At 68.3% G+C, this 16,542-nt stretch carries 15 protein-coding genes; 2 read left to right on the forward strand and 13 right to left on the reverse strand.

Annotated features, from left to right (window positions below):
• Positions 1–72 precede the first annotated feature (72 nt).
• Entirely contained in the window at positions 73–2,526 is a 2,454-nt protein-coding gene (locus ABD231_RS06410) for a molybdopterin-dependent oxidoreductase (protein WP_344146477.1), read from the forward strand.
• On the opposite strand, the gene ABD231_RS06415 is transcribed toward ABD231_RS06410, so the two are convergent.
• Together ABD231_RS06415 and ABD231_RS06420 are read right to left on the reverse strand one after the other, a co-directional pair.
• Positions 2,523–3,266: a hypothetical protein gene (locus ABD231_RS06415; protein WP_344146479.1), complete on the reverse strand. Its 744-nt coding sequence runs from the start codon at positions 3,264–3,266 to the stop codon at positions 2,523–2,525. The genes ABD231_RS06410 and ABD231_RS06415 overlap by 4 nt on opposite strands.
• A gap of 1 nt (position 3,267) precedes the next feature.
• Positions 3,268–3,849 (reverse strand): papain-like cysteine protease family protein, encoded by a 582-nt coding sequence (locus ABD231_RS06420; RefSeq protein WP_344146481.1) that lies wholly within the window; start codon positions 3,847–3,849, stop codon positions 3,268–3,270.
• 163 nt (positions 3,850–4,012) lie between these two features.
• On the opposite strand from ABD231_RS06420, the gene ABD231_RS06425 reads away from it, so the two are divergent.
• Positions 4,013–4,909 carry a hypothetical protein gene (locus ABD231_RS06425; protein WP_344146484.1) on the forward strand — a complete coding sequence of 299 codons (897 nt, stop codon included), beginning with the start codon at positions 4,013–4,015 and terminating at the stop codon, positions 4,907–4,909.
• On the opposite strand, the gene ABD231_RS06430 is transcribed toward ABD231_RS06425, so the two are convergent.
• From ABD231_RS06430 to ABD231_RS06480, 11 genes are all read right to left on the reverse strand, one after another.
• Positions 4,906–5,793 (reverse strand): hypothetical protein, encoded by an 888-nt coding sequence (locus ABD231_RS06430; RefSeq protein ID WP_344146486.1) that lies wholly within the window; start codon positions 5,791–5,793, stop codon positions 4,906–4,908. The genes ABD231_RS06425 and ABD231_RS06430 overlap by 4 nt on opposite strands.
• A gap of 38 nt (positions 5,794–5,831) precedes the next feature.
• Complete coding sequence (locus ABD231_RS06435; RefSeq protein WP_380155690.1) at positions 5,832–8,204, reverse strand: RelA/SpoT family protein; 2,373 nt, start codon at positions 8,202–8,204, stop codon at positions 5,832–5,834.
• A gap of 132 nt (positions 8,205–8,336) precedes the next feature.
• Positions 8,337–8,879: an adenine phosphoribosyltransferase gene (locus ABD231_RS06440; RefSeq protein ID WP_344146488.1), complete on the reverse strand. Its 543-nt coding sequence runs from the start codon at positions 8,877–8,879 to the stop codon at positions 8,337–8,339.
• A complete protein-coding gene (secF, locus tag ABD231_RS06445; RefSeq protein WP_344146491.1) occupies positions 8,879–10,057 on the reverse strand; it encodes a protein translocase subunit SecF in 1,179 nt (392 codons plus the stop codon). Before secF ends, ABD231_RS06440 begins: the two co-directional genes overlap by 1 nt.
• Entirely contained in the window at positions 10,057–11,799 is a 1,743-nt protein-coding gene (gene secD, locus ABD231_RS06450) for a protein translocase subunit SecD (protein ID WP_344146494.1), read from the reverse strand. Before secD ends, secF begins: the two co-directional genes overlap by 1 nt.
• 80 nt (positions 11,800–11,879) lie before the next feature.
• Positions 11,880–12,353: a preprotein translocase subunit YajC gene (gene yajC, locus ABD231_RS06455; protein ID WP_344146497.1), complete on the reverse strand. Its 474-nt coding sequence runs from the start codon at positions 12,351–12,353 to the stop codon at positions 11,880–11,882.
• 154 nt (positions 12,354–12,507) lie between these two features.
• Positions 12,508–13,557, reverse strand: coding sequence for a Holliday junction branch migration DNA helicase RuvB (gene ruvB, locus ABD231_RS06460; protein ID WP_344146500.1), 1,050 nt, complete (start codon positions 13,555–13,557; stop codon positions 12,508–12,510).
• Between the two features lie 3 nt (positions 13,558–13,560).
• Positions 13,561–14,163, reverse strand: coding sequence for a Holliday junction branch migration protein RuvA (gene ruvA, locus ABD231_RS06465; protein ID WP_344146503.1), 603 nt, complete (start codon positions 14,161–14,163; stop codon positions 13,561–13,563).
• 37 nt (positions 14,164–14,200) lie between these two features.
• A complete protein-coding gene (ruvC, locus tag ABD231_RS06470) occupies positions 14,201–14,797 on the reverse strand; it encodes a crossover junction endodeoxyribonuclease RuvC (protein ID WP_344146506.1) in 597 nt (198 codons plus the stop codon).
• 74 nt (positions 14,798–14,871) lie between these two features.
• The gene (locus ABD231_RS06475) at positions 14,872–16,035 is read right to left on the reverse strand and encodes a GNAT family N-acetyltransferase (RefSeq protein ID WP_344146509.1); all 1,164 of its coding nucleotides are present in this window, start codon (positions 16,033–16,035) and stop codon (positions 14,872–14,874) included.
• A 38-nt stretch (positions 16,036–16,073) separates the two neighbouring features.
• Positions 16,074–16,535, reverse strand: coding sequence for a hotdog fold domain-containing protein (locus ABD231_RS06480; RefSeq protein ID WP_344146512.1), 462 nt, complete (start codon positions 16,533–16,535; stop codon positions 16,074–16,076).
• Between the last annotated feature and the right edge of the window lie 7 nt (positions 16,536–16,542).

Below are 16,542 nucleotides of genomic sequence, written 5' to 3' on the forward strand. Positions count from 1 at the left end.
CCCTCCTTGACTGAGCAGTATGTCAGAGACCATAGTTACTGGGAAGTAGCCACAACTGACGGAGTGCGCGCGATGACTTCTGACTGGGCAAGGACGGCCTGCATCCTGTGCGAGAGCAACTGCGGGCTGGAGGTGCAGGTGGCGGATCGGCAGCTGGTGAAGATCCGCGGCGACAAGGATCATCCCGCCTCGGCCGGCTACACCTGCGAGAAGCCGCTGCGGCTCGACAAGTACCAGAGCGACCCGCATCGCCTCGACACTCCCCTGCGTCGGCGTCCGGACGGCAGCTACGAAGAGATCAGCTGGGACACGGCGCTGGACGAGATCGCCGCGCGGCTGGCCGCCGTACGGGACACGTATGGCGGCGACAAGTTCTTCTACTACGGCGGAGGCGGGCAGGGGAATCACCTCGGTGGGGCGTACGGCCGCGCGCTCTTCCACGCGGTCGGCGGCGAGTACATGTCCAACGCGCTGGCGCAGGAGAAGATCGGCGAGGGCTGGGTCGATCGGCAGCTCTACGGCAACCACACCTCGGGCGACTTCGAGAAGACCGAGGTCGCGGTCTTCATCGGCAAGAACCCGTGGCAGTCCCACGGCTTGGTCAGGACCCGACCGGTCCTCAAGGAACTCGCCCGCGACCCGAACCGGGCGCTCATCGTCATCGACCCGCGCGTCAGCGAGACCGCGGCACTCGCTGACATCCATCTGCAGACCAAGCCCGGCACTGATGCCTGGTGCGTGTCCGCACTCGCCGCGACGCTCGTCCAGGAGGACCTAACTGCCAAGGCCTGGCTCGCCGAACACACCGTCGGCATCGACGAGGTCCTCGACGCGCTGCGCGGGATCGACATCGCCGACTATGCCCGGCGCTGCGGCGTACCCGCAGACCTCATCCGTACGGCGGCTCGCCGGATCGCCGCCGCGGACAGCGCCGCGACGTACGAGGATCTCGGTATCCAGCAGGCGCCGAACAGCACTCTGGTCTCGTATCTGAACAAGATGCTGTGGATCCTCACCGGCAACTTCGCCAAACCCGGCGGCATGCACATCCACTCCTGGGTCTTCCCGATCGCCGGTCGCTGGCATCCGGTCCCTCGCGCCGACGGTCCGCCGCGCGCACTCCGAGTACGCCGAGCAATCGGCCGTACGGCGATGCGCCGGGGCGCGAGGCCGTTGCGTCGTACCTTCGCCAAGGCGCCGCGGGCGGTCACCGGACTCATCGCCGAGGCGGCACTCCAGGCCTTCTTCGAAGCGGTCGCCGTACCGTCCGCCCGTCGTGTCGCCGACAAGCTCGGCCGCCCGGACTCGAACGGCACCACACCGGTCACCGGCACGAACATCGTTGCTGGGCTGGTCCCTTGCAACGCGATCGCCGACGAGATCCTCACCGACCACCCCGACCGGCTGCGCGCGATGTGGATCGACGCCTCCAACCCGGCGCATTCACTGGCCGACTCGGAGCGCTTCCGCGAAGCGATGCGGAAGCTGGACCTGTCCGTCGTAGTCGAGGTCGGGATGACCGAGACCGCTCGGTGTGCCGACTACGTGCTGCCCGCGGCCAGCCAGTTCGAGAAGTACGAAGCGTCGCTGTTCACGCTGCACTTCCCGCACAACACCTTCCAGGTCCGCGCACCGCTGATGGATCCGCTGCCCGGCACCCGGCCGGAGCCCGAGATCTACGCCGACGTCATCGACCGGCTCGGCGTCGTCGACCGCACCCTGATCGCCGACCTCACCGCTGCGGCTCGCGTCAGCCGGAAGGCGTTCGGCCTCGCCTTCTTCGCAGCGATCGAGAACGATCCCGAGCTCGCCGGTCTGGTCCCCTACATCCTCTACCGCACGCTCGGCGAAACCCTCCCGCTCGGCGAGAAACCGATGGCACTGATCTGGGGCATGGCACACCTCTGCGCGATCGCCCAGCCCGACGCCGTCGCCAAAGCCGGGTTCACCGCGCGCGGCTTCGACCTCGGCGAGCAACTGTTCGAGGCGTTCCGCACCGAACGCAGCGGCGTGCTGTTCGCCGACGACGAGTACGACGATGCCTGGAACTACCTGCAGCATCCGGACCGCAAGATCCACGCCGCGATCCCGGTCCTGCTCGCGGAACTGGCCGCCATCAACGACATCGAGCCGAACTACACCAGCGCGGAGTTCCCGTTCATCCTGTCCGCCGGCGAACGTCGGTCCTTCACCGCCAACGTGATCATCCGCAACCCCGACTGGCGCCGCCGCGATCAACAAGGCGCGCTCCGGCTCTGTCCTGCCGACGCGACCGCGCTCGGGATCGCGACCGGAGACGTCGTACGGATCGTCACCGAAACCGGTTCGGCCCGGACAGCGGTGGAGGTGAACGAGATCATGCAGCCCGGCCACATCTCGCTGCCGAACGGCATGGGACTCGCGTACGACGGCAGCACCGTCGGCGTACCGCTGAACACCTTGACCTCGAACACCCGCCGGGACAAGTTCTTCGCCAGTCCCTGGCACAAGACTGTCCCGGCGCGTATCGAGCGGGTCGAGAGTTAGGCGGTACGGCGACGCCGGATCACGAAGGCGGTTGCCACCAGGAGGGCGATGCCTGCTGCGGCGGCTGGGACGGCGAGGTTGTGGTTCGTGGTGCTGACGGCGGCTGTGGTGTCGTAGCCGCCGGCTGTGCCGTTGTCGGAGTAGGCGCTGCCGGGGAGTTTGTCGGCGTACCGGGTGGCGACCAGCTCCTGGTAGGCGGCGACCGTGATGGGCGCGGTGCCGATGGACTGAGTGGCGGACTGGTTGAGCGGGCGGATCCGGTCGCCGGTGAGGGCGTACCAGGCACCGATCTGCGGTTCGGTGAAGACGAGGCCACCGCGGGCTGCGGTGAACATGCGGGCCTCGGTGTCACCGGTTGCCACGTTGACCGGTTGCCACGTGCCCTTGGCATCGGGAGCCGTGTAGACCGTCAGGCGCTCGGTACCGCGGGTCGCGGTGGTGGCGGCGTACCAGAAGGTTGCCACCGGTGCGGAGGCGTCGCGGACGAAGGCCGGGTTGAGGGCGTAGACGGGCCGGGTGTCGGCGAGCTTTGTCGCTGCCTTGGCAGCCGCCGGTGCGGCCTTGGAGAGCAGGCCGAGGGCGGTCGGCGAACCGGCCGCGCTGGTTGCCTTGGACAACTCGCTCGCGGGCACCGGCTGCGGGCCGGCGGCGTGCGCGACGGCGGCGGTGGTCAGCGTGAAACCGAGACCAGCAGTCATTACGGCGGCCGCGCGGAACAGGAACTGCTTGAAGCCGCCCATCTCAGGCTCCGATCCGGTAGAGCGAGTGCGTCCAGGTGAACTGCGAGTTGGACCGGTACCAGTTGTACGTCGAGTAGTTGTACCGCGGGTCGTCCGGCCACGGGTTGTAGTACTTGATGGTCGAGTCGGACGCGTCGTAGCCGATGATGTCCATCATGTGCCCGCCACCCGAGGTCCAGCCGATCCGCGTCATCACCGGCCGGCCGGCGGCGATCTCGGTGACCAGGGTGCTGAAGCTCAGTGTCTGCGAGACGTAGCTGCCGGAGCTGATCCCGATCGCGCTGAACGCCCGCTGGTCGTTGCCCAGCGTGGCCTGGTTGTTCGGGCAGGTGACGTTCGGGCTGTTGCCGAACGCGTAGTTGCAGAACTGGTTCTGCGAGTAGTTCTTGCCGTAGAAGGCCGCGATGCTGTTACCGGTAGCGGCCCAGCACCAGTTGGACTTCTGCTGGGACTGTCCGTTCACACTGAGGTAGTAGCTACCGGGCGCGGCGGATGCGACCGGCGCGAGCGGGACCAGGGTGGCCAGACCCAACATGGTTGCCAGCAGCAATGACCAGGAGCGGCGGGGGCGGAGCCTGCTCATGAACCCTCCTTAATGGGGTGTGGTGGCGTCAATGGTCAGGACCTGCCGCAGCGGCGGCAAGGAGTAACTCGCGACCCGAAAACCGCTGTGAATACCAAGGCGGCGTGAACAGCGCGTGACTGGGCAATATCGCACTGTGCTGTGAACGTTTACACTTCGGTGCATGACCGGTTCGGTCCCCGCCGTCACCCCGGACACGTCGTTCGCCGCGGCCTTGCGCCAGGCGATCGCCCATCGCGGCCTCGCCCTGAACCGCATCCGCACCCACCTGGCCGACCGCGGCCTGCACGTCGGGATCGCCACCCTCAGCACCTGGCAGAGCGGCCGCCGAGTCCCCCGCGACGACTCCCTGGCCGTCATCACCGCGCTCGAGGAACTCCTCAAGGTCCCACCCGGCTGGTTGACCGTCCGCATTCAACCGGCCCGATCCGACCTGGTCGCATCCCACCGCCCGTACGCCGTCGTCGAGTACGCCGAGGCTCTCGGCCGCCTGCTCGATCGTCTCCGCCGCGACGCCCACGGGCGACTCCGCAACGTCACCGTCTTCGAAGAGGTCCAGCACGGCCCCGATCGCGCCGTCCAATATCGCCGCGTCACCCAATGCGTGGTCGCGGTCCAGCCCGTCGACCGAATCATCATCGCCCACCAGGGCGAGCCAGGCTGCGACATCGCACAGTTCAACATCCACGGCCTCAGCGGCTGCCGCACCGGCCGTATCGCCCGCGCTCCCGAGGCCGGCGCACTCCTCGCCGAACTACTCCTCGACCGCGTCCTCGCCACCGGCGAAACAGCCGTCGTCCATTACGAGATCGAGGACCTCACCGGCCTACCGTCGTCGAACTACTACCGCTTCGACGAGTGGGGCGGCACCCACTACGTGCTCGAGGTCCAGTTCGACCGAGCTGCTCTCCCCGTCCGCGTCAACGAGTTCCGCCACCGCCACGCCGACGGCGCCGACGTACTGCGGCAAGACCTGATGCTCACCCCGGACGGCCGAGCCCACCTGATCGAACCCTCCACCGAACCCGGCCTACTCGGGATCTCCTGGGAATGGGACTAGACGCGGAAGCCCGCGTGGATGTGATCGTGGTGGGTTTGGTCGGAGAAGAAGGCGGCGCCGGAAAGCACGACGGGACCGCCGACGTTGTACGAACCTACGCGTTCGGATGCCTTCATGTACGTCGAAATCAGGCTGCGGGACGTGGTTGGTGAGACGACGGCGTGGCCGTTGATCTGCCAGGTGTCGAAGGCGCGGCCGCGGGGGTGGTCACTCGGCCGGTCGGTACCGAACACGTTGATGGGGTGGCCGGAACGGATCACGCTGACGCCGATCCGGTAGGTCTTCGCCAGTTCGAGCATCGCGGTCAGCACGGTGTCGTGGACCTGGCCGGACCTGACGTCCGCGATCGATGCTGGTGGCAACAGAATCTGCTTGCTGGCCAGCACCTGGCGGGCCACGGCCGAGAGATTCGCCGCCGCCGGTCCTGGTTTCGCCGGGTGCAGCGACGTGACTCGCCAGTTGTCGCCGGACCGGGTGAGGCGGACATCGACGGTCGTGCCACCGGTCACGACCCGTCCGTCGGTGATCGAGTACACCCGGCACGGCACCAGGACACTTGCGGTGCTGCTCAGGATGCCGCCGTACTGGGCGTCGATCACCTCGACGACCGCTGGATCCCGCTGCAGTTCCTCGACCACCGCGGCCACGGCCACCCGCTTCGCCTCTGGCGCCACCTCGCTCGGTCCCGGCACCCACGCGCGCACGGAAGGCAGCGGCGGCGTACCGGAAGAAGACGGCGGCGTAGTGGAGGGCAGCGGCGTGCTGGAGGCAGGTGGTGGTGGGCTGGTCGGCGGGGCGCCTGCCTTCGACGAACTGCAGCCGACCAGCAACCCCGCTCCCGCAATCAGCAGCCCCCGCCGCCCGACCACACCCGAGAAACCCATACCAAGCAGTCTGCCGGGTGCCCCAAACGGAGTGGGAACTACTGCGTCACCCGATAGACGTCGAAGACACCCTCGACCGATCGCACTGCCTTCAGGACGTGACCGAGGTGCGTTGGGTCGCCCATCTCGAAGGTGAAGCGGGACTTCGCGATCCGGTCGCGGGTCGTGGTGAGCGCCGCGGACAGGATGTTGACGTGGTAGTCAGACAGCACGCGGGTGATGTCCGAGAGCAGGCGGGCCCGGTCGAGTGCCTCGACCTGGATGGCGACCAGGAAGAGCGACTGGGCCGTCGGGGCCCACTCGACCTCGACGATCCGCTCCGGCTGGGTGGACAGGTTCTCCACGTTCGCACAGTCGGCCCGGTGCACCGAGACGCCCGCGCCACGCGTGATCCAGCCGATGATCTCGTCACCGGGAACCGGCGTACAGCACCGGGCCAGCTTCGAGAGCACGTCGGTCGCACCCTTGACGATGACACCAGCATCGCCCCGAGCAGTCCGCTTCCGGCGCTCACGAGTCGCCGGCAACCGCAGGCCCTCGGCCAGGTCCTCGGCCGCGCCCTCCTCACCGCCGTACGTCTCGATCAGCCGCCGTACGACGGCCTGTGCGCTCACGTGGCTCTCGCCGACCGCGGCGTACAGACCGGTGACGTCGGGGTACCGCAGCGAGTTGGCGACCGCGGTCAGGGTCTCGTGCGACAGCAGGCGCTGGAGCGGCAAGCCCTCCTTGCGGAGCTGCTTGGCGATCGCGTCCTTGCCGTGCTCGATCGCCTCGTCGCGGCGCTCCTTGGAGAACCAGTGCTTGATCTTGTTCCGCGCGCGCGGGCTCTTGACGAAGGCCAGCCAGTCCCGCGAGGGGCCGGCGCCTTGGGCCTTCGAGGTGAAGACCTCGACGACGTCGCCGTTCTCGAGGGTGCTCTCCAGCGGCACGAGCCGGCCGTTGACCCGGGCGCCGATACAGCGGTGCCCGACCTCGGTGTGGATGGCGTACGCGAAGTCGACCGGTGACGATCCCGTCGGCAGCGACATCACGTCGCCGCGTGGGGTGAAGACGTAGACCTCGGAGTTGTTGATCTCGAACCGCAGCGAGTCGAGGAACTCCGAGGGGTCGGAGGTCTCGCGCTGCCAGTCGACGAGCTGCCGGACCCAGGGCATCTCGTTCGGTCCGCCGATCTCGGTGGTCGGCGGGCCGGCCACCTCCGGGGACGGCGCGTTCGGGTCTTCCTTGTACTTCCAGTGCGCGGCGATGCCGTACTCGGCGCGGCGGTGCATCGAGAACGACCGGATCTGCAGCTCCACCGGCTTGCCCTGCGGTCCGATCACGGTGGTGTGCAGCGACTGGTACATGTTGAACTTCGGCATCGCGATGTAGTCCTTGAACCGGCCCGGGACCGGGTTCCACCGCGCGTGCAGGATGCCGAGGGCCGCGTAACAGTCGCGGACCGACTCGACCAGGACCCGGATGCCGACCAGGTCGTAGATGTCGCCGAACTCGCGGCCGCGGACGATCATCTTCTGGTAGATCGAGTAGTAGTGCTTGGGCCGGCCGGTGACGGTCGCCTTCACCTTGGCGGCGCGCAGGTCCTCGTGCACCTGGTCGATCACCGACGCCAGGTACTCGTCGCGGGACGGAGCTCGCTCGGCCACCAGCCGGACGATCTCGTCGTACACCTTCGGGTGCAGGGTCGAGAACGACAGGTCCTCGAGCTCCCACTTGATGGTGTTCATACCGAGCCGGTGCGCCAGCGGGGCGTAGATCTCCAGCGTCTCGCGGGCGATCCGCTCCTGCTTCTCCTGGCGCAGGAAGCCCAGCGTGCGCATGTTGTGCAGCCGGTCGGCGAGCTTGATCACCAGCACCCGGATGTCCTTGGCCATCGCGACGACCATCTTGCGGATCGTCTCGGCCTGCGCGGACTCGCCGTACTTGACCTTGTCCAGCTTGGTGACACCGTCGACGAGCATGGCGATCTCTTCGCCGAAGTCCTTGGTCAGCTCGGCCACCGTGTACGGCGTGTCCTCGACCGTGTCGTGAAGTAGCGCGGCGCAGAGCGTCGGAGCCGTCATACCGAGCTCGGCGAGGATGGTGGCTACGGCGAGCGGGTGCGTGATGTAGGCGTCACCGCTCTTGCGCAGCTGGCCGGTGTGGTACTTCTCCGCGGTCCGGTAGGCGCGCTCGATCATCGCCAGGTCGGCCTTGGGGTGCGTCGCCCGCACCACCCGGAACAGCGGCTCGAGCATCGGCGCCCGGTTCGGGTGCCGGGTCCCGCCGAGACGGGCGAGCCGGGCGCGGACGCGAGCCGGGGCGATCCGCGGCGGCTGGGCGGCCGGCGGCGGTGACACGGGAGCCGGGCGCACCGGTGCCGGGGCGCGCGGAGGCTCCTGCGGTACTACGTTCGGTACCGCTGACGTCATCGCCGGGTCTTCGCCCACGTTGTGTCCCTCCGCCGACAGAGCACCAGTCTAGGGGTCACCGGCCAACGACAGAGAAACACCCCGTGGACAACACGCCGGGTCATTGACCCGTCACGGAGAGTTTATCCGATTTCAGACAGATAGGAGCGAAGTGATCCGCTCGGAGGCCAACCGCTCGCGCCACGGCAGGAACGACAGCTCCAGCAGGACCGCCGTACCGACGACCTCGGCCTCACAGCGCCGGATCAGCCGCAGACAGGCCTCCACGGTCCCACCGGTGGCCAGTACGTCGTCGATCACCAGCACCCGGTCCCCCGGGGCGAACGCATCCTGGTGGACCTCGATCGTCGCCTCGCCGTACTCCAGCGCGTAGGACTCCTCGTACGTCGCGGCCGGCAGCTTGCCCTTCTTGCGGACCGGGACGAACCCGGCGCCGAGGGCGAGCGCGACCGGGGCGGCGAGGATGAACCCGCGCGCCTCGATCCCGACCACCTTGTCGACCACCGGGTTACCGTCGTCGTCCTGCCCCGCGGCCGCCAGCGCCTGGACCACCTGGCCGAAACCGGTGTGGTCGGCCAGCAGCGGGGTGATGTCCTTGAACACCACCCCTTCCTGCGGGTAGTCCGGGATGTCGCGGATGCCGTCGGCCAGAACCTGCTCCAACGTCCGCGACATCACTTACCGCGCTTCGACCGCGGCTTGCGGCTCGGCTGCGGCCGCCCGGCGCCACCGGCGTTCATCGGACGCGCCGCCGGGGCCGGCACCGAGCCGGTCGCCCGCGGGGTGTCCTGAACCGGCGAGGCGCCCGGTGCTGCCGGCACCAGCTCGCTCTCGGCCGACTTCGCCTTCGACTTGGTCGCGCCGTCCTTGCTCTGCGCCTTCTTCGCGGTGACCCGGCGGTTCAGCGCCTGCATCCCCGGCTCGCGCTCCTTGAAGGTCGCGAGCAGCGCCGGAGCGATGAAGATCGACGAGTACGCCCCGACCGCGATACCGACGAACAGCGCCAGCGAGAGGTCCTTCAGCGGACCGCTGCCGAGCACCCAGGTGCCGACGACGAGGATCGACCCGACCGGCAGCAGCGCGATCAGCGTGGTGTTGATCGACCGCACGATGGTCTGGTTGACCGCGAGGTTGGTGGCGTCGGAGTAGGTGTAGCGGTTCGAGCCGGTGATCCCGCGGGTGTTCTCGCGGATCTTGTCGAACACTACGACGGTGTCGTACAGCGAGTACCCGAGGATCGTCAGGACGCCGATCACCGTGGCCGGCGTGACGTCGAACCCGATCAGCGCGTAGACGCCGACCGTGATCAGCACGTCGTGGACCAGGGCGATGATCGCGGCCGCGGAGGCCTTGGGTTCCCGGAAGTACGCCCAGATCACGAAGAAGACCAGCAGGATGAACACACCCAGCGCCCAGATCGCCTTGTTGGCGATCTGGTTGCCCCAGGAGGCGCCGATCTGGTTCGAGGTCACCTGGTCCGGGCTGATCCCGGCTTCCTTGGCGATCACCGACCGGATCTTCGGTACGTCGTCCTGGGTCAGCGGCTTGGTCTGGACCCGCACCCGGTCGTTGTTGATCGTGGTGACGACCGGGTCGCCGAGACCCTCGATGTTGGTCGCCTTCACCGCGTCGGTGAACTTCTGGACGGTGTCGCTGGTGATCTGGGTCTTGGCCTCGTACTCCACGCCGCCGCGGAACTCGATGCCGAGCTCCAGGCCACGGGCGAACAGGCCGACCAGTGAGATCGCCACCAGGGCGATCGAGACGACGAACCAGATCTTGCGCTTGCCGATGAAGTCGTAGGAGACCTCACCGCGGTGCAGCTTGTTCCCGAGCTGTCCGAGCTTCGACATCAGACCTCCCCTCCGACCGGCTTCCGCGTGGCCGGCGTCTTCTTCCGCGGGGCGGGCCCCGCGCTGTGGCCCGGCAGCCGTTCGACGCCGAGGTGTTCAGGATCCAGACCGGACAGCTTGTGGCCGTGACCGAAGAAGTTCGTCTTGGCCAGCAGCGTGACCAGCGGCTTGGTGAAGATGAAGACCACGACCAGGTCGATCAGCGTGGTCAGGCCGAGGGTGAACGCGAAGCCGCGGACGCTGCCGACGGCCAGGATGTAGAGCACCAGCGCGGCCAGCAGCGAGATCGAGTCGGCCGCGATGATCGTGTGCTTGGCGCGCGCCCAGCCGGTCTCCACCGACGACCGCAGACTGCGGCCCTCGCGCACTTCGTCGCGTAGTCGTTCGAAGTAGATGACGAACGAGTCCGCGGTGATACCGATGGCCACGATCAGACCGGCGATACCGGCCAGCGTCAGGGTGAAGCCGATGGCCTTGCCGAGCAGGACGACCAGCGCGAAGGTCAGCACCGCGGCGACCGCGAGTGAGGCGACCACCACCAGGCCGAGACCGCGGTAGTACAGGAAGGAGAAGAGCACGACCAGGCCGAGACCGGCCAGACCGGCGTAGATGCCCGCGCTCAGCTGCTCGCCACCGAGCTGCGGCGAGACCGTCGCGACCGACGAGGTGTCGAACGCGACCGGCAGGGCGCCGTACTTGAGCACGTTGGCCAGGTCGCGGGCCTCGGTCTCGGTGAAGGTTCCGGTGATCTGCGCCGAACCACCCGGGATCGGCTGCGAGACGCTCGGGGTCGAGATCGCGACACCGTCCAGCACGATCGCGAACAGGTTCTGGCCCTCGCCGCGCGCGGAGATGTTCTGCGTGGCCTTGAGGAACTTGTCGCCACCCTCACCGGTGAAGTTCAGGTTGACCTGCCACTGGAAGCCACCCTGCGGGATCCCGGCCGAGGCGTCCGACAGGTCGGTGCCCTTCAGGATCGCGGGGCCGAGCAGGTACTTGTAGGTCCTGCCCTTGTCACAGGAGAACTGTGGCTTGGCCGGGTCGTCGTCCTGCTTGTCACCGCACTTGTACGCCGCGAAGGCAGCCTGCGCGGCCGCATCGGGGACGTAGGTCAGCGGGTCACCCTTGTGCGCGCCCGGGGCGGCCGGCGGAGTGCTCGGCGTACTGGGCTTCGGGGTGCTCGGCTTCGGCGTGGGCGTCGGCGTGGCCTGGCCGAGCGCACTGCTCCAGGCCCGGCCGTTCGGCTTCGCGGTCGGCGTCCCACTGGGCTTGATCGACGTACTCGGCTTCGGCGTCGTGGACGGCTTGCCACTCGGCTTCCCGCTCGGGGTCGGCGTCGTCGACGGCTGCGGCATCGGGTTCGCCGGCTGCGCGTCGTACACGATCCGGAAGAACAGCAGAGCGGTCTGGCCGACCTGGGCCACCAAGGAGTCCCGCGTCGCGCCGGGCACGGCCACAGTGATGTGGTTCCGGCCGGAGGTGGTGATGTCGGCCTCTGCGACACCCGCACCGTTCACGCGCTGGGAAATGATGTTCTTGGCCTCGTTGAGCTGCTCGGCGGTCACCTCACCGCCGCCCGCCAAGTTCTTGGCAGTCAGCGTGATGGTCGTGCCACCGCGCAGGTCGAGACCGAGTTTGGGCTTCCAGGTCTTGGTGAGCGCCATGATCCCGAACAGCAGGACCACGATGACTCCCAGGGCAATCAGGAGCCGACCGGGGCGGGATGTCGTCGTCGTTGCCACGTCAGATTCAACCTTTGTGCTTCTGGGCGCGCCCCGGTGTCTCGTGGACGCGGGGCGCGCCGCAGGCCGTCAGTGAGGGGTCAGTTCTCGGTGTGCGTCGGCGGCGTCTTCGGCGCGTCCTGCGCCTTGACGTCAGCCTTGTCACGGCCCGCATCCGGTACGTCGACCGGGTCCTTGTCCGCAGCTGGCGCCTCGACCACGTCGGCCACCTCCTCGGTGGCAGTGGCCTCCTCGGGGGCAGCCTCGTCGGCGGTCGCGCCCTCCTCCGGGATGACCCGGCCGATGGCGGCCTTGACGACCTGGATCAGCACGCCGTCGGAGATCTCCAGCGTCACGTACTCGTCGTCGGTCTCCTCGACGATGCCGACCATGCCGCTGGTGGTGATCACCTTGGTGCCCGGGCTCAGCGAGGCGACGGTCTGGGCCTGGCGCTCACGCTGCTTACGCTGCGTGCGGCTCATGAACCAGATCATTCCGACGATCAGGATCAGCGGGATGAGCAGCGTGATACCGCCACCCCCGGAAGAGGCCATCGGTACGGCGAGGAGTTGCATCGGGTCTCAGAGTCCTTCGTCGATCGGGGAAAACGGGCTACCGGCACGCTCTGCAGAAGCGCACAGGTCGCAGCGGAATGACCTCAGGTCAGGCCAACGGGGAGTCTAACCCTGAGCGTCAACAAGTGCGTCACAACACCGGGTCACGTTTACGTTACTCGGTCTCGTCGAACAGTGTGTCCGCGAAAGTTGCACCTTTTGGCACCTTGAGCCCGATGTGCCGCCACGCTGCGGGAGTCGCCACCCGGCCCCGCGGCGTACGCGCTAAGTAACCGGAGCGGACGAGGAAGGGCTCGGCCACCTCCTCGACCGTCTCGCGCTCCTCACCGACCGCGACGGCCAGTGTGGACAGGCCGACCGGCCCGCCGCCGAACCGGCGGCACAATGCGTCCAGCACCGAGCGGTCCAGCCGGTCCAGCCCCATCTTGTCGACCTCGTAGAGCTCGAGGGCGGCCTTCGAGAGCGCCAGCGTGATGATCCCGTCGGCGCGGACCTCGGCGAAGTCGCGCACCCGGCGGAGCAGCCGGTTCGCGATCCGGGGTGTGCCCCGGGACCGGGACGCGATCTCGGCCGCACCCTCCGGGGTGATGTCGACCTCGAGCAGGTCGGCCGACCGGTTGACGATCTTCTCCAGCTCGGAGGCGTCGTAGAACTCCAGGTGCCCGGTGAAACCGAACCGGTCCCGCAGCGGCCCCGGCAGCAGGCCGGCCCGGGTGGTCGCCCCGACCAGCGTGAAGGGCGGGATCTCCAGCGGGATCGCGGTCGCGCCCGGTCCCTTGCCGACGATCACGTCGACCCGGAAGTCCTCCATCGCCATGTAGAGCAGCTCTTCGGCGGGCCGTGACATCCGGTGGATCTCGTCGAGGAACAGCACTTCGCCCTCGTTGAGCCCGGACAGGATCGCGGCCAGATCACCGGCGTGCTGGATCGCCGGGCCACTCGTCACCCGCAGCGGGGCCGACATCTCACTGGCGATGATCATCGCCAGTGTCGTCTTCCCCAGGCCGGGCGGACCGGACAGCAGCACGTGGTCCGGCGTCCGATTCCGGCCGCGGGCCGCGTGCAGGACCAGCTCGAGCTGCTCGCTGACCCGGCGCTGGCCACCGAACTCGGCCAGCGTGCGCGGCCGCAGCGCCGACTCGATCTTGCGCTCCTCGAGGTCCACCGCGTCCGCGGAGACCAGGGGGCGGATGTTGTCTTCCATCGCCTAGGCCTTCGACAGTGCGCGCAGCGCAGCGCGCAGCAGGTCGGGTACCGACGGGTTCGGGTTGTCGGCGGCCAGTGGCGACACCGCGGTGACCGCGTCCTCGGCGTCGCGAGCGGACCAGCCGAGACCGACCAGACCGGCGTGCACCTGCGCTCGCCAGGCCTCCTGCGTCTGCAGCGGCCGCCCGGTCACCGTCCGCGACGGTGCACCGATCTTGTCCTTGAGCTCCAGCACGATCCGCTGGGCGCCCTTCTTCCCGATCCCCGGCACCTTCACCAGTACGGCGAGGTCCTCGGTGGCCACCGCGTGGCGCAACTGATCGGGTTCGAGCACCGCGAGCGCGGCCTGGGCCAGCTTCGGGCCGACCCCGGTCGCGGTCAGCAGCAACTCGAACAGGCTCTTCGCATCGTCATCGGCGAAACCATAGAGCGTGAGCGAGTCCTCGCGCACGATCATCGAGGTCGCGATCCGCGCCTCCTGGCCGGGCCGCAACCCGGCCAGCGTGCCGGGATCACACTGGATCTGCAGGCCCACTCCCCCGACCTCGACCACGGCACTGTCCACTCCGATGGCCGCCACCGGCCCCCGCACGAACGCGATCACCGCGCACCTCCACAACTCATGGCACTACTCATGGCACTCATCGCTTGCCCTCCTGCGCCGCCACGGCGGCCCGCAGCCGGGCCACCTGCAGGCGGGACTGTGCCTGCGCCGCGGCTTCGAGATTCGACCGCGAGGCGGCCGCCTGCTGCAGCTTGCTCGCCACACCCCCACGCCAGATGTGACAGATCGCCAGCGCCAGCGCATCGGCGGCGTCGGCGGGTGTCGGCCGCTCGGGCAGCTGCAGGATCCGGGTGACCATCGTGGTCACCTGCTCCTTGCCGGCCCGCCCGGACCCGGTGACCGCGGCCTTGACCTCACTCGGGGTGTGCAACGCGACCGGCAGCCCACTGCGCGCGGCCACCACCATCGCCACCCCGGAGGCCTGGGCCGTGCCCATCACCGTCCGCACGTTGTGCTGCGCGAAGACCCGCTCCACCGCGACCGCCTCCGGCCGGTACTCGGTGATCCACTCGAGCAGCTCGGCCTCGATCCGCACCAGGCGCTGGGATACGTCCAAATCGGGCGGTGTCCGGATCACGCCGACGGCGACCATCGTGGGTGGTCTGCCCGGCGTGCCCTCGACGACGCCGAGACCGCACCGGGTCAACCCAGGGTCGACGCCGAGCACCCGCATGAACAACCTCCGAACGTTTGTTCGACAACCCTAACGGCCACTCCGGACAGCCGGGAAATCGACGCGCCGCCCGCTCAGAAGTAGTCGATCATGTACGCCGTCGACCCGCCGAACGCGTTGTCGAGCGCAGCATCGGCCGCCGCCGATCCACCCGACAACAGTCCGGCTCCACGGAGCGCAGCGACCGGCGTACCGGCATAGAGCGCGGCAAGCCCACGGGCACCCAACCGGACCGCGTCCTCAGCTGGCTCCGCGGCGACGAGCGAACCGGTGCCGTCCGCAACCGACAGCCGCCAATCCCCAGCATTTGCTGGCAGATCGGCATCCTCGATGCGCACCGAAAGATCCAGTACGGCGCCCGCCGCGTACCCGCGCTGTGCAATCGCAGCCGGGGCATCGATGAGCCGCAGCATCCACCGCTGAACTCGTGCCTGCGCTTCGGCCTCGTGCTCGGCGAGCAGATGCACGGGGTCGGTCGGCGCAGTGTGGACGTACACACTGCGCGCAATCGACGCACCAGACCCGACAGTCGCCCAGAGCGCCCGAGCGGTCTCCTCAGAGCCGGCCACCATCTCGTCGACGGACAGGTTCCCGTCGGACCAGTTATAGACGACAAAGCCGTCGTCAGCGACGTACGCGAAGTTGTCGTCGTCACCCAGCCAGGACTCGACCTCACTGAGCGGCCAGATCAGCGGACCGTTAGACCGCTCAGCCGCATGCAGCTTCGAAGCCAGCTCGATAAACAGCTGCGCATCCGCCTTACCAGCCTTGCGCACCTGCACCCCACGACCACCCAGCGTCCGCAGATCGGCCGCCGGGAAGGTGAACTGATACCGCCCACCACCAAACTCGTACCCCAGATGCCGGTACAGCACGGTGGTCGCCGGGTAGAGCGCCGACAGCGGATACCCCTTCTCCACACTGCGCTTCAGCACCGCACGCATCAGCAGGCTGGCAACCCCACGCCCGCGATACTCCGGCGCCACAACAACCCCAGCCACACCAGCCATAGGTATCCGCCGACCACCCCACCACTGCTCGAACGGCCAGATCCGCGCAGCCGCCACCAACTCGTCCCCGTCGAGCACTCCGAGGTACCGGCCGTCCTGCGCGAACTCCAGCGCAGTCTTCCGCCACTCGTCCTTGTCCCCACCAGGCCCGAACGACCTCTGCCGTACCTGCCACGCCGAGTCCACATGCTCCTCGGCAACATCCACAACCCGCAGCGCATCCGTCACCCCGCCGAGGTTACGTGAGCCGCCGTACCGCTCGCTGGCTATTTGCGGTCGGTGACCCAGAGGTGGATGGTGCCCTCGACGACTACGGTGCCGTCGTCGCGGGTGGCCTTGACGCGGACCGGTACGTCGGGGCCGGTGGTCCAGTCGTCGGGGTCGGTCTCGGCCGAGCAGGTCAGGTCTGAGGTGGACTTGGCCAGGTAGCTGACCTCCATGCCCTTCGGCAGCCAGCGCTTGCCGGTCGGAATGGTCGCCTCGGCCAGTGCGCCCATGGCCGCCTCCAGTCCGTTGCACACTGCGATCGCATGCACGGTGCCGATGTGGTTCTGGACCGCTCGCCGCTTGGGCAGTACGAGGGACGCGTAGTTGGGGCCGACCTGGACGAACCGCGGGCGGATCGACCGGAAGTACGGCGCCTTCCACGTGAAGGCTCGCGAGAACACGCGATCCCCGCCCGGAACCGCCTTGAGCCGGCCCCACATCTCCACTACCTGAGTCGCCATACCGGTC

The sequence above is a fragment of the Kribbella yunnanensis genome, from assembly GCF_039529655.1.
GTDB lineage: Bacteria > Actinomycetota > Actinomycetes > Propionibacteriales > Kribbellaceae > Kribbella > Kribbella yunnanensis.

Bases quoted from the DNA above. Each gene is read 5' to 3' on its own strand.
- ABD231_RS06410 (WP_344146477.1), top strand. From the start codon at position 73: ATGACTTCTGACTGGGCAAGGACGGCCTGCATCCTGTGCGAGAGCAAC.
- ABD231_RS06415 (WP_344146479.1), bottom strand. From the start codon at position 3,266: ATGGGCGGCTTCAAGCAGTTCCTGTTCCGCGCGGCCGCCGTAATGACT.
- ABD231_RS06420 (WP_344146481.1), bottom strand. From the start codon at position 3,849: ATGAGCAGGCTCCGCCCCCGCCGCTCCTGGTCATTGCTGCTGGCAACC.
- ABD231_RS06425 (WP_344146484.1), top strand. From the start codon at position 4,013: ATGACCGGTTCGGTCCCCGCCGTCACCCCGGACACGTCGTTCGCCGCG.
- ABD231_RS06430 (WP_344146486.1), bottom strand. From the start codon at position 5,793: ATGGGTTTCTCGGGTGTGGTCGGGCGGCGGGGGCTGCTGATTGCGGGA.
- ABD231_RS06435 (WP_380155690.1), bottom strand. From the start codon at position 8,204: ATGACGTCAGCGGTACCGAACGTAGTACCGCAGGAGCCTCCGCGCGCC.
- ABD231_RS06440 (WP_344146488.1), bottom strand. From the start codon at position 8,879: ATGTCGCGGACGTTGGAGCAGGTTCTGGCCGACGGCATCCGCGACATC.
- secF (WP_344146491.1), bottom strand. From the start codon at position 10,057: ATGTCGAAGCTCGGACAGCTCGGGAACAAGCTGCACCGCGGTGAGGTC.
- yajC (WP_344146497.1), bottom strand. From the start codon at position 12,353: ATGCAACTCCTCGCCGTACCGATGGCCTCTTCCGGGGGTGGCGGTATC.
- ruvB (WP_344146500.1), bottom strand. From the start codon at position 13,557: ATGGAAGACAACATCCGCCCCCTGGTCTCCGCGGACGCGGTGGACCTC.
- ruvC (WP_344146506.1), bottom strand. From the start codon at position 14,797: ATGCGGGTGCTCGGCGTCGACCCTGGGTTGACCCGGTGCGGTCTCGGC.
- ABD231_RS06480 (WP_344146512.1), bottom strand. From the start codon at position 16,535: ATGGCGACTCAGGTAGTGGAGATGTGGGGCCGGCTCAAGGCGGTTCCG.